This is a genomic window from Streptomyces sp. NPDC026538 (assembly GCF_055567535.1).
The window spans coordinates 93659-108375 of the sequence record NZ_JBVHQG010000012.1; the positions used below are offsets into that span (position 1 = coordinate 93659).

The 14717-nt window shown below is 71.8% G+C and carries 15 protein-coding genes; 7 read left to right on the plus strand and 8 right to left on the minus strand.

Translation table 11 applies throughout. The features are described from left to right. Nucleotides 1-28 precede the first annotated feature (28 nt). Nucleotides 29-1111 (plus strand): TFIIB-type zinc ribbon-containing protein, encoded by a 1083-nt coding sequence (locus ACZ4N4_RS37160; protein ID WP_467597225.1) that lies wholly within the window; start codon nucleotides 29-31, stop codon nucleotides 1109-1111. 309 nt (nucleotides 1112-1420) lie between these two features. Here ACZ4N4_RS37160 and ACZ4N4_RS37165 read toward each other — a convergent pair whose 3' ends face one another. Continuing rightward, nucleotides 1421-2752 carry an enolase C-terminal domain-like protein gene (locus ACZ4N4_RS37165; RefSeq protein ID WP_467597228.1) on the minus strand — a complete coding sequence of 444 codons (1332 nt, stop codon included), beginning with the start codon at nucleotides 2750-2752 and terminating at the stop codon, nucleotides 1421-1423. Nucleotides 2753-3152: 400 nt separating this feature from the next. Here ACZ4N4_RS37165 and ACZ4N4_RS37170 point away from each other — a divergent pair, with 400 nt between their 5' ends. Beyond that, complete coding sequence (locus ACZ4N4_RS37170; RefSeq protein WP_467597231.1) at nucleotides 3153-3518, plus strand: DUF779 domain-containing protein; 366 nt, start codon at nucleotides 3153-3155, stop codon at nucleotides 3516-3518. A gap of 143 nt (nucleotides 3519-3661) precedes the next feature. Continuing rightward, complete coding sequence (locus ACZ4N4_RS37175; RefSeq protein WP_467597233.1) at nucleotides 3662-4834, plus strand: phosphodiester glycosidase family protein; 1173 nt, start codon at nucleotides 3662-3664, stop codon at nucleotides 4832-4834. A gap of 49 nt (nucleotides 4835-4883) precedes the next feature. Here ACZ4N4_RS37175 and ACZ4N4_RS37180 read toward each other — a convergent pair whose 3' ends face one another. The 6 genes from ACZ4N4_RS37180 to ACZ4N4_RS37205 all read right to left on the minus strand — a co-directional run bounded on the left by ACZ4N4_RS37180 (nucleotide 4884) and on the right by ACZ4N4_RS37205 (nucleotide 10119). After that, a complete protein-coding gene (locus ACZ4N4_RS37180; RefSeq protein WP_453383611.1) occupies nucleotides 4884-5078 on the minus strand; it encodes a hypothetical protein in 195 nt (64 codons plus the stop codon). Between the two features lie 102 nt (nucleotides 5079-5180). Beyond that, nucleotides 5181-6044, minus strand: a complete 864-nt coding sequence (locus ACZ4N4_RS37185; protein ID WP_467597236.1) for a phosphatidylinositol-specific phospholipase C/glycerophosphodiester phosphodiesterase family protein — start codon at nucleotides 6042-6044, stop codon at nucleotides 5181-5183. 182 nt (nucleotides 6045-6226) lie between these two features. After that, a complete protein-coding gene (locus ACZ4N4_RS37190) occupies nucleotides 6227-7309 on the minus strand; it encodes an acyl-CoA dehydrogenase family protein (RefSeq protein ID WP_467597239.1) in 1083 nt (360 codons plus the stop codon). Next, a complete protein-coding gene (locus ACZ4N4_RS37195; RefSeq protein WP_467597242.1) occupies nucleotides 7306-8487 on the minus strand; it encodes an acyl-CoA dehydrogenase family protein in 1182 nt (393 codons plus the stop codon). The genes ACZ4N4_RS37190 and ACZ4N4_RS37195 overlap by 4 nt, the downstream gene beginning before the upstream one ends. Then, nucleotides 8484-9452, minus strand: a complete 969-nt coding sequence (locus ACZ4N4_RS37200) for an NADPH:quinone oxidoreductase family protein (protein WP_467597245.1) — start codon at nucleotides 9450-9452, stop codon at nucleotides 8484-8486. Before ACZ4N4_RS37200 ends, ACZ4N4_RS37195 begins: the two co-directional genes overlap by 4 nt. 91 nt (nucleotides 9453-9543) lie before the next feature. Beyond that, nucleotides 9544-10119, minus strand: a complete 576-nt coding sequence (locus tag ACZ4N4_RS37205) for a helix-turn-helix domain-containing protein (RefSeq protein WP_351698402.1) — start codon at nucleotides 10117-10119, stop codon at nucleotides 9544-9546. A 178-nt stretch (nucleotides 10120-10297) separates the two neighbouring features. Here ACZ4N4_RS37205 and ACZ4N4_RS37210 point away from each other — a divergent pair, with 178 nt between their 5' ends. The 4 genes from ACZ4N4_RS37210 to ACZ4N4_RS37225 all read left to right on the plus strand — a co-directional run bounded on the left by ACZ4N4_RS37210 (nucleotide 10298) and on the right by ACZ4N4_RS37225 (nucleotide 14022). Then, nucleotides 10298-11836, plus strand: a complete 1539-nt coding sequence (locus tag ACZ4N4_RS37210; RefSeq protein WP_467597248.1) for an ATP-dependent DNA ligase — start codon at nucleotides 10298-10300, stop codon at nucleotides 11834-11836. After that, nucleotides 11833-12300 (plus strand): NUDIX hydrolase, encoded by a 468-nt coding sequence (locus ACZ4N4_RS37215; protein WP_453563758.1) that lies wholly within the window; start codon nucleotides 11833-11835, stop codon nucleotides 12298-12300. The genes ACZ4N4_RS37210 and ACZ4N4_RS37215 overlap by 4 nt, the downstream gene beginning before the upstream one ends. Before the next feature lie 75 nt (nucleotides 12301-12375). Further along, the gene (locus tag ACZ4N4_RS37220; RefSeq protein ID WP_453563756.1) at nucleotides 12376-13761 is read left to right on the plus strand and encodes an NADP-dependent succinic semialdehyde dehydrogenase; all 1386 of its coding nucleotides are present in this window, start codon (nucleotides 12376-12378) and stop codon (nucleotides 13759-13761) included. A gap of 24 nt (nucleotides 13762-13785) precedes the next feature. Next, nucleotides 13786-14022, plus strand: a complete 237-nt coding sequence (locus tag ACZ4N4_RS37225; protein ID WP_450763592.1) for a DUF6213 family protein — start codon at nucleotides 13786-13788, stop codon at nucleotides 14020-14022. A gap of 85 nt (nucleotides 14023-14107) precedes the next feature. On the opposite strand, the gene ACZ4N4_RS37230 is transcribed toward ACZ4N4_RS37225, so the two are convergent. Further along, complete coding sequence (locus ACZ4N4_RS37230; RefSeq protein WP_467597252.1) at nucleotides 14108-14689, minus strand: thiaminase II/PqqC family protein; 582 nt, start codon at nucleotides 14687-14689, stop codon at nucleotides 14108-14110. Nucleotides 14690-14717 lie beyond the last annotated feature (28 nt).

A 14717-nucleotide genomic window follows, 5' to 3' on the forward strand; every position in this document is an offset into this window, starting at 1 on the left:
CCGGCACCAGGGCACAAGGAGAAGTGAGTTGACGGATCAGGATGTCGCGCCGGCACCCGACCGGGCGTTCCAGTGCGAGGCGTGCGGCGGGGTCAGCGAGTACGCGCCCGGGACGTACGCGCTGCGCTGCCCGTACTGCAAGCACGAGCAGGACATCACGCCGGTACCGCGGCAGGTGACCGAGCACCCGATCGAGGAACTGGCCGCGCTGCCCCGCCGGGCAGCCACGCCGGGCCGGGTGAAGGTGTACACCTGCCCCGGCTGCCATGCGGTGACCGAGAGCGACACGCTCAGCGACAAGTGCCCGTTCTGCGCCACCCCGCTGGTCGCGGACGCCTCCGCCACCGAGCGCGTGGTACCCGAGGCGGTGCTGCCCTTCGGGGTGGGCCGCGAGCAGGCCCGTGACGCGCTGGCGCAGTGGACCAGATCCCGCTGGTTCGCGCCCGACGAGCTGAAGAAGGTCACCGAGGCGGAGACCTTCCGGGGCAGCTATCTGCCGCACTGGACGTACGACGCCGAGACCACCACCCGGTACTCCGGCGAACGCGGCGAGTACTACTGGGTGGAGGAGAAGGACTCCGAGGGCAACACCAGGCGGGTGCGGCACACCCGCTGGCACCACAGGTCCGGAACGGTCGGCCGGTTCTTCGACGACGTGCTGGTGCCCGGCAGCGGCCAGGTGCCGGAGAAGGAACTGGACAAGCTGGCCCCCTGGCCGCTGGAGGAGACGGTTCCCTACCAGGAGGAGTACCTGGCCGGTTTCCGTACCGTCCGGTACGACGTCGAGCCGGAGGCCGGCCTGGAGTCGGCGAAGGCGCGGATGGCGCCGGTGATCCGCGCCGACTGCAGGCGGGACATCGGCGGCGACGAGCAGCGGGTGCACTCGATGTCCACCTCCTACAGCGGCCTCACCTACAAACTGGTGCTGCTGCCCGTCTGGTTCCTGACCTACCTCCACGCCGGCAGGGCATGGCCGGTGATGGTCAACGCCCGTACCGGCGAGGTCATCGGCGAACGGCCGTACAGCGCGGTGAAGATCACCCTGGCGTCGGTGGGCGGCGCGCTGCTGATCGCCCTGGTGGTGCTGCTCGTGGTGATGCTGCGCAACTGAGCACGCCACCGCCGGCCGGGACTTCAAACGGACCCCGGCCGCCGGACACGCCCTACGGACGCAGGCCCGGAGCACCACGTCGGGACAGGTGCCCCGCGGAGGCGTCCTGCTCCGGGCTCCTGGGAAGTGCGGAGATCAGGGCGAGAACCTCGTCCGCCGCGATGTCGCCCCGTGCCGCGCCCGCTGTCCGCGCACGGGCCCACAGGCGGGCGAAGGGCTTTCCTCGGGGCGCCCACCGCGGCTTTCGGGGACGAGGGGCGGCCCGCCCGAGCCGCACCCGGGCCTGCTGGGCCGACATCCCGTGTACGCCTAGCGCACCAGACAGGGCCGCCTGGCGTCGAAGGTCCAGCCGTCCACGAGGTAGCGCATCCCGGCCGCGTCGTCCCGTCCCGCGCCGAGGTTCCGCTCCTCGTGAAGGGCGTGGGCCGCGAGCAGCCGGTCCTGGTCGAGGCGGATGCCGAGCCCCGGGGCGTCGGTGACGGCGACCTCGCCGTCGACGATCCTCGGGGGCGCGACGGTGAGGCGCTCCCGGCCCTCCTGCCAGATCCAGTGGGTGTCCAGGGCGTTGTAGTCGCCGGGGGCCGCGGCGCCGCAGTGGGCCATCATGGCCAGGGAGATGTCGAAGTGGTTGTTGGAGTGGCACCCCCAGGTCAGCCCCGTCTCATGGCAGAGCTGCGCCACCCGCACCGAACCGCTCAGGGTCCAGAAGTGCGGATCCGCGAGCGGGATGGAGACCGACTGCAGGGCCAGGGCGTGGGTGAGCTGCCGCCAGTCGGTGGCGATCATGTTGGTCGCGGTGGGCAGACCGGTGGCCCGGCGGAACTCGGCGAGGATCTCACGCCCGGAGTACCCGCCCTCGGCCCCGCAGGGGTCCTCGGCATACGCGAGGGTGCCGAGCAGCGGCCGGCACAGCTCGACGGCCTCCCGCAGGGACCAGGCGCCGTTGGGGTCGAGGGTGATCCGGGCCTCGGGGAAGCGTTCCTTCAGCGCCTGTACGGCCTTGACCTCCTCGGCGCCCGCCAGCACCCCGCCCTTGAGCTTGAAGTCCCGGAAGCCGTAGTGGTCGTAGGCCGCCACCGCCTGCCGGACGATCGACTCCGGGGTGAGCGCCTCCTCCCGGCGGATGCGGTACCAGTCCACGTCGGCGTCGGGTTCGCGGAGGTAGTCCAGGTCGGTGCGGTCGGGGTCGCCGACGTAGAAGAGGTAGCCGAGGACGCGTACCGAGTCGCGCTGCTTGCCGTCGCCGAGCAGGGCGGCGACGGGTACCTCCAGGTGCTGGCCGAGCAGGTCGAGGAGGGCGGACTCGACGGCGGTGACGGCGTGCACGGTCGTCCGCAGGTCGAAGGTCTGCTCGCCGCGGCCCCCGGCGTCCCGGCTACCGAACGCCTCCCCCATGGCCCGCAACACCCGTTTGTGGTCACCCAGTCGCGCGCCGACGACCAGGGACTCGGCGTCCCGCAGCGTCCGGGTGATCGCCTCCCCGCCGGGCACCTCACCGAGCCCCGTCCGGCCCTCGGAGTCCTCGACGACCAGGACGTTGCGGGTGAAGTACGGGGCATGGGCACCGGAGAGGTTGAGCAGCATGGAGTCCCGGCCCGCCACCGGGTACACGGAGAAGCGGGTGACGACGGGCTGGCTCATGGGGAACGTCCTTACCGGAGAGGGGCTTGCACACCACGGCCACGCCGACGGCCATGAGTGGAGGCGAGCCGGTTCCGCTGTGACCCGGGCGCCGCATCCATGTCCATGAATGATGCCTGCGTACAGAGACTACGTCTACATAGGGAGACGGAGCCTTGGCACTCCGGCAGGCGGAGTCCACGTCGCTGTGGGGCAGGGCGCCTACCGGCCGCCCGGCGTGACCAGTCCCGTCTCGTAGGCGTGATCGCGGTCTTCGGCGCGCTGCTCCCGGCGGGCTGGGCGGCCCGTGTCCGTACGGCGACGGCGCTGGGCACCGAGTGGTCAACGACCGCTTCTGGACCGGTCGGTGACGAGAGGTGAGACTGGGGGAATCCGACACCCCGGCCCCAGGAGGGTGACCATGGACGACCGGACAGCGCCTCCGCGTGTCGAGCTGACCCCGCGCGCCGCCGAGCTGGTGCGCCGGCTCCGCGCCGCGCACGGCCCGCTGATGTTCCACCAGTCCGGCGGCTGCTGCGACGGCAGTGCGCCGATGTGCTACCCCGACGGCGAGTTCCGCACCGGCGGCTCCGACGTGCTGCTGGCCGAACTGGCGGTGGACGGCGTCGAGGAGCCGGTCACCTTCTGGATGTCCCGGAGCCAGTACGAGGTGTGGAGCCACACCCGGCTGATCGTGGACGTGGTCCCCGGACGGGGGAGCGGATTCTCGCTGGAGGCACCCGAGGGGGTGCGTTTTCTCACCCGTTCTCGCGTAGTCGACGTCTAGCAGCCCCGCCGGTCACTCCCGTCTGCTGCACTTCCCTGAGTCCTGAGGTACTTGACGAGACATCAGGGGGTGCGGTGACGCATCGTCAGAGACGATACGCAGCAACGACCCGAACTCTGTTCACCCTTCTCACGACGTCCGGCGTGCTGGCCGGTGCGGCCCTCGCGGGGGCGGCACCGGCCGGCGCCGTGTCGGACACCGGACGGATCGCGTCCGGCGTCACCTACCGGCAGTTCGACGTGCCGGCGGCCAAGGGGACGGTCCACGCCCATCTGCTGACCGTCGACCTGACCGATCCGCACGTCCGGGTGGACCTCCTCGACCCGGGCGCGGTGGCCGCCCGGTCGCCGGTGTCCACGATGGCGGACACGGCGGGCGCGGTCGCGGGCGTGAACGGCGACTTCTTCAACATCACCGAGACCCAGCACCCGGGCGTCGAGGCGACCGGCGCGAGCGTCGGCCCGGCGATCGCCCACGGCCGGCTGCTCAAGGCGGCGGTACCGACGGCCCAGCGGTTCGGCCCGTCGCTTCCCCCCGGCACCGACACCACCGACGTGCTCGGCGTCGGAGTGGACCGCCGGGCCCGGCTGGACCGGCTGACGCTCGCCGGCACCGTCCGCACCCCCGACGGGAACCTCGCGCTGCGCGGGCTCAACCAGTACGCGCTGGCGCAGGACTCCGTCGGCGCCTACACCGCCGCCTGGGGCTCGGCCTCCCGCAAGCGCGCCACCTGCGGCTCGGACACCAACCGGGCGGCCGGCTGCAGCACGGACACCTACGAGGTGCGGATCCGCGGCGGCAGGGTCGTCGCCACCGCCGACAGCCCGGGCAGCGGTGCCATCGCGGCGGGTACGACGGTCCTGCTGGGCCGGGAGGCCGGCGCGGACAAGCTGCGCGAGCTCACCAAGGGCGAACGGGTCACGGTGCGCAGGCAGATGGTGGCATCCGCCTCCAAGGTCCCCTACCGCTTCGCGGTCGGCGGCTACCCGGTGCTGCGCAACGGTGAACCGCTGGCCGGACTCGACGACACCACCACGGCGGTACGCACCGCCGCCGGCTACACGAGCGGCGGACGCAAGCTCCTGCTGCTCGCGCTGGACGGCGCGGTGGCCTACCGCAGCGGCATGACCATCGCCGAAGTGGCCGAAGAGATGCGGGGGTTGGGTGCGGCCGACGCGTTCAGCCTGGACGGCGGCGGCTCCACGACGCTGGTGGCCCGCTCCCCGGGCGACCGCACGGTGAGCGTGCTCAACCACCCGACCGAGAGCCCGGCACGCCCCGTGGCGAACGGGATCGGGGTCTTCTCGACACCCTGACCGCGAGCCACCGACCGAGCTGCTCCGTCTGCGGCCCTGAGCGTCCGGCTCAGGGCCGCAGACTGCTCACCAGGTCGGCGGTCGCGGTGAGCCCGCTGCTGATGGTGGGCGCCATGCTGGTGCTGGCCAGAAAGAACCCGAACAGCATGCAGACCAGGGCGTGCGAGATCTTCAGGGAGCCCTGGCGCATGAAGATCACGGCCAGCAGCAGAAGCAGCAGCACCACAGAGATGGAAACGGCCATCGCGAACCTCCTCCGCCACGCCCGTTCCGGGGCGTTCGGCCGCAAGTGTGGCGTAGCGGAGGGTAGGCCCGTGCCGTCGACACGTCCCCCGATCGGGTGGTGTTACGACGTCCGGTGGGTGTCCAGGAAGGCCTCCAGGCCGACCAGGTCGTCGGTGTTGAAGTAGTCGACGTCGGCGGCGAGCAGTTCGCTCCACAGCGCGTCGCGGGCGGACCCGGCCACGTCGGGGGTGTTCCAGAAGCGCACCGTCTGGCCGCGGTCGTGCGCCTGGCCGATGATGGCGCGCAGCTTCTGCCGCTCGGCCTCCGGGAACGCGCCCTCCCCGAGCCAGCCGAAGTTGAGCTGCCAGTTGTCGCTGATCAGCGGGACGAAGGAGGCGGCCGCCGAGGTGCCGAGGTCGGTGAGCCGGCCGTCGTAGAAGGCCCGGCGCACGGCCTGTGCCTCCATCGGCGTACGCGCGGCGCGGTCACCGGAGATGAGGTTGGTGACGGCGCCGGGGGTGACACGGCCGTGGGCGTACGTCGTGAACAGGTGTCGGTAGCGCCGCAGATGCCGGTCGAGTTCGAGGTACGTGGACGATCCCTCGGTCTTGATGTCGATGAGCAGCTGCAGCGGCTGCCGCCAACCCCGGTACACGAAACCGTGGTTGGCCTTCACGATCCGGGCCAGCGGTTCGAGGTAGAGGGACTCCAGGGTGCGGCTCGGGTCGAGGTCGTCCTCGGTGTGGCCGATGAGGAGCTGGTCACCGACGAGGAAGATGTCGGCCTCGACACTGCCGAAGCGGTGGTCGAGGGCGTCGAAGAGGGGGTGGGTGTGCTCGTAGTCGTTGTGGGCGTGGGCACGCCACAGCGGACGCGGGCCGCGGTGACCGCCGCCCGCCCAGGCCTGCGCGCCGGGCAGCGCGGCGGCGCCCGCGAGGGCGGCGCCGAGGGTGGTGAGGGCTCTGCGACGGGTGGTGAGGGCCATGCTCTGCCTCCCTTGTAGGGCCATGAGGGGCCGAAGGGAGTATGCGTTCAAACAGAGCCCAATTGTCCTGTCCGTGCGGGGAGTTGGCTGGACTGCCGTCCCTGGTTCACTTCAGGCGCCCCGCAAGGGGCGCGGGGAACTGCGCGACCAGCCCCCGCACGCCCGCGGTCGACGACCGAAATTCACGGCGCCTGAAGATCGACCAGTTCAGCCAAGGCTTCTCGATGCACCCCCGCCGTACCGAAGGCGATCGAATCCGCCTTGGCCCGCTTCAGACACAGGTGAATCGGATGTTCCCAGGTCATCCCGATCCCCGCATGCAACTGCAGCGCCTCCTCGGCCGCACGCACCGCCACCGGCCCCGCATAGGCCTGCGCAACGGCCACCAGCACGTCGGCATCCTCACCGGAGGCCAGCGCATCGGCGGCCCCTCGCGCGGCAGCCCGAAGGTTCACGACCTCCAGCCACAGCTGCGCGAGCCGGTGCTTGATCGCCTGGAACCCGCCCACCGGCCGGTTGAACTGCTTGCGCTCCTTGAGGTACCGCACGGTCTCGGTCAGCGCCCACTCGGCGAGACCGAACTGCTCGGAGGCCAGCAGCCCGGCCCCGGCCCGCAGGGCCCGCCGGACGGCGGGCTCGGCGTCGCCCACCCGGCGTCCGACGGCCCCGTCGAGGGTGACCGTGGCGAGCGGCCGGGTCAGGTCGAAGGACACCTGCGGGGTGACGGTGACAGCCGCCGCCTCGACGGCGTACAGCCCCCCGTCCTCCCCCGGCACCAGCAGCACATCCGCGGCGGCCGCGTCCGCGACCCCGGTCAGCTCACCGTGCAGCCGGCCCTGTTCCACGCGTACGGCCTTGAAGTCGGCCCCCGGAGCGACATGCAGCCCCACGGCCAGCGCACCGATCGTCCGCCCGGACGCCAGCTTCCCGAGCAGTTCCTCGTCGCCGCAGGCGAGCAGCGCTTCCGTGGCCACCACCGCACTGCTCAGATACGGCAGGGGCGCCACGGCCCGCCCCAACTCCTCCAGAACGACGGCGACTTCGCGGTGCGAGGCGCCTTGACCGCCCTGCTTCTCCGGCACCAGCAGCCCGGCGAGGCCCATGCCCTCGGTGAGGGCCTTCCAGGCCGCCAGGTCGTGCGGGGCGTCCGACTCGGTGCGCGCGATGACGCCGGGCGCGTCGCAGTGGTCGGCCAGCAGGTCCCGCACCGCGGCCCGCAGCGCCTCTTCCTCCTCCGAGTACAGCAGGTCGGGCTGTGTGCTCATCGGGCGAGGTCCTTCCACGCGACGTCCTTGTCGGTGCGCGGCTCGGCCGGCAGGCCCAGCACGCGCTCGGCGACGATGTTCAGCAGGACCTCGCTGGTCCCGCCCTCGATGCTGTTGCCCTTGGCGCGGAGGTAGCGGTAGCCGGCGTCCCGGCCGACGAAGTCCACCAGTTCGGGCCGGCGCAGGGTCCAGTCGTCGTACAACAGGCCTTCCTCGCCGCGCAGTTCCACCTCCAGGCCGCTGATCTCCTGGTTGAGGCGGGCGAAGGCGAGTTTCATGCCGGCGCCCTCGGGGCCGGGCTGTCCGGCGACGAGCTGCTGGCGCAGCCGCTCGGCGGTGAGCCGGGCGACCTCGGTCTCGACCCACAGCTTCAGCAGCCGCTGGTGCAGGTCGTGGGTGCGCAGCTCGGGGCGTTCGCGCCAGGTCTTCGCGACCGGGCCGATCATGCCGCCCTCGCGGGGCAGCCGCATACCGCCGATGGCGACGCGCTCGTTGTTCAGCGTGGTCTGCGCGACCCGCCAGCCGTCACCGGTCTCGCCGAGGCGGCGGGAGTCCGGGATGCGGACGTCGGTGAGGAAGACCTCGTTGAACTCGGCCTCACCGGTGATCTGCCGCAGCGGCCGGACGTCCACGCCCGGGTCGGTCATGTCGCAGATGAAGTAGGTGATGCCGGCGTGCTTGGGCACGTTCGGGTCGGTGCGGGCGATCAGGATGGCCCAGCGGGCGTTGTGCGCGCCGGACGTCCACACCTTCTGCCCGTTGACGATCCACTGGTCGCCCTCACGGACGGCGCGGGTGCCGAGCGCGGCCAGGTCGGAGCCGGCGCCGGGCTCGCTGAACAGCTGGCACCAGACCTCCTCGCCGATCCACAGCGGTCGAAGGTAGCGCTGCTTCTGCTCCTCGGTGCCGTACTTGAGGATGGTCGGCGCGGCCATGCCGAGTCCGATGCCGTTGCGGCGCGAGTCGTTGTCGGGGGCGCCGGCGGCCTCCAGTTCGGCGTCCACGACGACCTGGAGGGAGCGCGGGGCGCCGAGGCCGCCGAGACCCTCCGGGAAGTGCACCCAGGCGAGTCCCGCGTCGAAGCGGGCCTTGAGGAAGTCGAGCCGGTCCGTCGTGGCGGGCGGGTGCGCGGCCAGCAACTCGGCTGTACGGCGCTGGAGTTCGGCGGTGTCGGTCATTCCCCGGCTCCCGTCGGTACGACGGTGACCCGGCCGGTGGTGACGCCGTCACCGACGCGCTGCACGGCCGCCGCGGCCTCGGACAGCGGGACCCGCTCGCTGACCAGCGGCTTGATGGCACCCTTGGCGGCCAACTCGGTGAGCTGCTGGTGGCAGTGCAGGATCAGCCTGGGGTTCTTGGTGGCGTACAGGCCCCAGTGCAGGCCCAGGATGGAGTAGTTCTTCACCAGGGCGTGGTTGAGCGCCGGGCTCGGGATGGTGCCGCTGGCGAAGCCCACGACCACGATCCGGCCCTCGAAGGCGACGACCTTGGTCGACTGGGTGTACGCCTCACCGCCGACCGGGTCGTAGACCACGTCGGCGCCCCGGCCGCCGGTGGCCTCCTTCACGGCGGCGACCACGTCATCGGCGCGCCTGTCGACGACGACGTCACAGCCGAGTTCGCGGGCCACGGCCGCCTTGTCGGCACCGCCCACCACACCGATCACCGTGGCCCCGGCCGCCTTGCCGAGCTGTACGGCCGCGCTGCCCACCCCGCCGGCGGCGGCGTGCACCAGCAGTGTCTCGCCGGCCTGGAGCCCGGCCCGGCGGTGCAGTCCGAACCAGCCCGTCTGGTAGCCGATGTGCAGGGCGGCGGTCTCGGCGTCGTCCAGCGCGTCCGGCGCGGGCAGCAGGGCGGCGGCGTCCGCGACCGCGTACTCGGCGAAGCCGCCGTACGGCAGCACGGGGTTGGCGATCACCCGGCGCCCGTCCTCGGTCTCACCGCAGATCTCCACGCCGGGCGTGAACGGCAGCGGCGGGCGCACCTGGTAGTGGCCCCGGCACATCAGCACGTCGGGGAAGTTGATGTTGGCGGCACGCACCTTGAGCAGGACCTGACCGTCGCCGGGCGTGGGCCGCTCCACCTCCTCGAGCCGCATCACCTCGCTCGGCTCGCCGTTCTCGTGCACTTGCCATGCCTGCATGCGGGGCCTCCACAGACTGCTTCGTCGGGGTCCATCGCATACTAAGCGGTCGCTTGCCGATGAGGGAACAGCCGGCGGTTCGCCGGACGCGTCACGCCGTACTTCTCGGCCGTGCTCGCACATGCATCCGCTCCCCCTGCGGCCCGAACAGGCTGAGGAACTCCACCGGCCCCTCCCCCGTCGACCCGAACCAGTGCGGCACCCGGGTGTCGAACTCGGCCGCCTCCCCCGCCGCCAGGACGACGTCGTGCTCGCCGAGCACCAGCCGCAGCTTCCCGGACAGCACGTACAACCACTCGTAGCCCTCATGGGTACGCGGCTCGGGATCGAGTTTCCGCTTCGGTTCGACCACCTTGAAGGCCTGCAGGCCGCCGGGCTGCCGGGTCAGCGGCCAGAAGGTGCGGCCGTACCGCTCCATCGGCTTGGCCCGCACCCGGGGATCCCCGACCGGCGGGGCGCCGACCAGTTCGTCCAGGGGCACCTGGTGGGCCTGTGCGATCGGCAGCAGCAGCTCCAGGCTGGGCTTGCGCAGCCCCGCCTCCAGCCGGGAGAGGGTGCTGACCGAGATGCCGGTGGTCTCGGAGAGGGCGGCGAGAGTGACCTCCCGCTCCTTGCGGAGCTTGCGCAGCCGGGGGCCCACTCCCGCGAGAACGTCGTCCGTAGTCATGGACGTATTGCAGTTTCGGCAAAGAGGTTTGTCAATCCGGACGCGGGTGCGCGACCGTCGCCGACGGAGGTGGCCACCATTACCGCGCCGGCGCGGCGATCAACGGCGAGTTGCTCTTCGCGGACCTGGATGCCGCCGTGCGGGTGTAGTCCGGAGCCGGCCGTTGCACCATGGCTGCATGCTGCTGACCCGGCTCGCCGAAGTGTCCCGGGAGGTCGCCGCCACCGCGGCCCGGTCCCGCAAGACCGCACTGCTCGCCGACCTCTTCCGGGAGACGGCCCCCGACGACGTACCGGTCGTCATCCCCTATCTGGCGGGCCGTCTCCCGCAGGGCCGCCTCGGCGTCGGCTGGAAGGTGCTGAGCCGGCCGGTCCCGCCCGCCGCCGAGCCGTCCCTCACCGTCCGTGAGGTCGATACCCGGCTGACCGAGCTGGGCAAGGTCGCCGGGCCCGGTTCGCAGGCCGAACGCGCCCGGATCGTGGGCGAGTTGATGGGGGCGGCGACCGCCGACGAGCAGCGCTTCCTGCTGGGGCTGATCACCGGCGAGGTACGGCAGGGCGCCCTGGACGCGGTGGCCGTGGAGGGACTCGCGCAGGCGACCGGCGCCGACGCGGCCGACGTGCGCCGGGCGGTGATGCTCGCCGGGTCCCTCCAGACGGTGGCCGAGGCCCTGCTCGCGGACGGCCCGCCGGCCCTCGCCCGCTTCCGGCTCACCGTCGGCCGCCCGGTGCTGCCCATGCTGGCGCACACCGCCTCCTCGGTCGCCGAGGCGGTCGGCAAGCTGGGCGCCTGTGTGGTCGAGGAGAAACTCGACGGCATCCGGGTCCAGGTCCACCGGGACGGCGACGCCGTGCGGGTCTTCACCCGTACCCTCGACGACATCACCGACCGGCTGCCCGAGGTGACGTCCGCGGCAGCAGAGCTGAGCGGCGATCGGTTCGTCCTGGACGGCGAGGTGATCTCCTTCGACGCCGACGGCCACCCCCGCTCCTTCCAGGAGACGGCGGGCCGGGTCGGCTCCCGGACGGACGTGGCGAAGGCCGCTCGCGAGGTGCCGGTCTCCCCCGTCTTCTTCGACGCGCTCTCGGTCGGCGACCGCGACCTCCTCGACCTCCCCTTCGCCGAACGGCACACGGAGCTGGCCCGGCTGGTCCCCGAGCCGATGCGGGTGCGCCGGACGCTGGTGTCCGGGCCCGGGGAGACCGCGGCCGCCGAGGAGTTCCTGGCCGCGACCCTGGAACGCGGCCACGAGGGCGTGGTCGTCAAGGCCCTGGACGCCCCCTACAGCGCGGGCCGGCGCGGCGCCTCCTGGCTGAAGGTCAAGCCGGTGCACACCCTCGACCTGGTCGTCCTGGCCGCCGAGTGGGGGCACGGCCGGCGCACCGGCAGACTCTCCAACCTCCACCTCGGGGCCCGCACCCCGGACGGCGGCTTCGCCATGCTCGGCAAGACCTTCAAGGGCATGACCGACGCGATGCTGGAGTGGCAGACCGCCCGGCTGAAGGAACTGGAGGTCTCGGACAACGGCTGGGTGGTGACCGTACGCCCCGAACTCGTCGTCGAGATCGCCTACGACGGCCTGCAGAGGTCCTCCCGCTACCCCGCCGGGGTCACCCTGCGGTTCGCCCGGGTCATCCGCTACCGCGAGGACAAGCGGCCGCAGGAGGCCGATACGGTGGAGACCCTGCTGGCCGCCCACCCGGAGGTACGGCGTTGACGGAGCCGAAGCGAAGTGCCGGACTGCTGTTGTTCCGGCACACCGACCAGGGCCTTGAGGTATTACTCGGCCATATGGGCGGCCCCTACTTCGCGAAGAAGGACGCGGGCGCGTGGAGCGTCCCCAAGGGCGAGTACGAGCCCGGCGAGACCGCCTGGGAGGCGGCCCGTCGTGAGTTCCGGGAGGAGCTGGGCCTCGCTCCGCCGGACGGCGAGGCGATCGCCCTCGGGGAGGTCCGGCAGAGCAACGGCAAGATCGTTACGGTGTGGGCGATCGAGGCGGACCTGGACCCGGCCACCCTGGACCCCGGGACCTTCACGATGGAGTGGCCGCCACGCTCGGGCCGGGTCCAGGAGTTCCCCGAGCTGGACCGGGTGGCCTGGCTCGGACCGGACCGGGCCCGCGAGGTGATCGTCAAGGCGCAGGCGGCTTTTCTCGACCGGCTGGCGGAGCACACGGACTGAACAGCTGCGCACGCGTTGCGGTCCACCGGGCCGCGCGCGAAGGTCGAAGCAAACCCGCTCCCAGGGAGGTCAGCCATGCCCATCGCGACGGTGAACCCGGCGACCGGCGAGACGCTCGAATCGTTCGAGGCCATGGACGAGGACGAACTCGAACGCCGGCTCGAACTGGCGGAGGCGACGTTCCGCACCTACCGCGCGAGTGCCTTCGCCGAGCGGGCCCGGCTGCTGCACCGGGCCGCCGACCTGCTGGACGCGGACCAGGACGACATCGCGCGCACCATGACCACCGAGATGGGCAAGCCGCTGGCGCAGGCCCGCGCGGAGGCCGCGAAGTGCGCGAAGGCGATGCGCTGGTACGCCGACCACGCGGAGGAGCTGCTGGCCGACGAGGAGCCGGCGGAGACGGACGTGAAGGACTCGGGCGCGTCCCGGGTACGGGTGCGCTACCGCCCCATCGGGCCGGTGCTGGCCGTGATGCCGTGGAACTTCCCGCTCTGGCAGGTGACCCGGTTCGCCGCGCCGGCGCTGATGGCGGGCAATGTGGGCCTGCTCAAGCACGCGTCGAACGTGCCGCAGACCGCCCTGTATCTGGAGGACCTCTTCCACCGGGCCGGCTTCCCGGCGGGCTGTTTCCAGACCCTGCTGATCGGCTCCGGCGCGGTCGACGACATCCTGCGCGACGAGCGGGTGCGGGCCGCGACGCTCACCGGCAGCGAGCCCGCGGGCCGCGCGGTCGCCGCCACCGCCGGCGAGATGATCAAGAAGACGGTACTGGAACTGGGCGGCAGCGACCCCTACGTGGTGATGCCTTCGGCGGACATCGACCGCGCCGCACGGATCGCGGTGACCGCGCGGGTGCAGAACAACGGGCAGTCGTGCATCGCCGCGAAGCGGTTCATCGTGCACGCCGATGTGTACGACGCCTTCGCCGAGCGGTTCGTGGCGGGCATGCAGGCGCTGCGGACGGGCGACCCGATGGACGAGGGCACGGACGTCGGGCCGCTGTCGAGCGAACAGGGGCGGGCCGACCTGGAGGAACTCGTCGACGACGCGAAGCGGTCGGGTGCGCGGGTGCTGTGCGGCGGGCAGCGGCCGGAGGGGCCCGGCTGGTTCTACCCGCCCACCGTGCTCGCCGGGATCCACCGCGACATGCGCATCCACCGCGAGGAGGCGTTCGGTCCGGTGGCCACGCTCTACCGGGCCGCGGACCTGGACGAGGCGATCCTCATCGCGAACGACTCGCCCTTCGGACTGAGTTCGAACGTGTGGACGCGGGACGAGGCCGAGGTGGACCGGTTCGTACGGGATCTGGAGGCCGGTGGCGTGTTCGTCAACGGCATGACCGCCTCCCACCCGGCGTTTCCGTTCGGGGGAGTGAAGCGGTCCGGGTACGGGCGTGAGCTGTCCGGGCACGGAATCCGGGAGTTCTGCAACATCACCACCGTTTGGCAGGGTGCGTGAGGGTTGCGCGGCTACGATCCGGGTGTGAACCGGGAAGTGACTCTGCCTCTGATCGTCGACGACCGCGGGACCCTGCAGGTGACCGCCGCCGACGTGAGTAAGTTGTTGCGGACCATGGGCGGGCGGTGGGTCCGGCTGGTGGAGGCCGGGGAGAGCGGGCTGGACGAGGACACGGTGGCCGCGCTGACCATTGAGCTGGCCAAGCTTGCCGACCGGATCGACGTGGCTTGCATCGCCCACAGCAGTGGGCAGAACAGCTGAGTTGGCGAGTGGGGGTCGAGTGTGGCTTGTCGCGCCCACGCGGCGGTAGCCGCACATCGATACGGCCCCGCGCCCGTAAAAGCATTCAGCTGAGCGACGTCCAGAACATCTGCTCATACGCCTGGAGTAGTCGCCCGTACACATACACCCGCTTCTCATCCAGTCGGCCGGTGTTCACTCCCGCCTCCACCGCCGCCTCCGCCTGTTGGTCCAGGGCCGGAGCCGGTGTCGCGAAGAAGTCGAAGAACGCGCAGGCCTGGTCCGTGAAGCCGTAGTGGGCGCGGAGCCCCTCGGCGATGCGGGCGCAGTACGTGCCCCAGGTGGCGAAGTTGGCCGTGATGGCCAGGACGGCGTCCGTCGGGGTCGCGTTGAGGGCGAGCCAGGAGATGTACGCCGGGTACGCCTGGCAGCCCGGTAGGGGCTCGTAGGCTTGCCTGCGCCGCTCATCCACTTCGCACGCCGCGGTGAACGCGCCCAGCCGCTCTGCCGCCAGTTCCTCGCCCTCGGCCAGCATGGTGAAGAACCCGGCGGCCACCGGCTCCTCGGCGGCGCGCTGCGCCAGATGCACGAACGCGCGCTGGTCGGCGGGAATCACGTGGTGTTGTTCCAGGGCAAGTGCGGCGAGTGTCTCCAGGCTCGCCCGGCCGCTGGCGACGAGGGGGACCAATGGATTGACCCTCGGGTCCGGGGCAAGC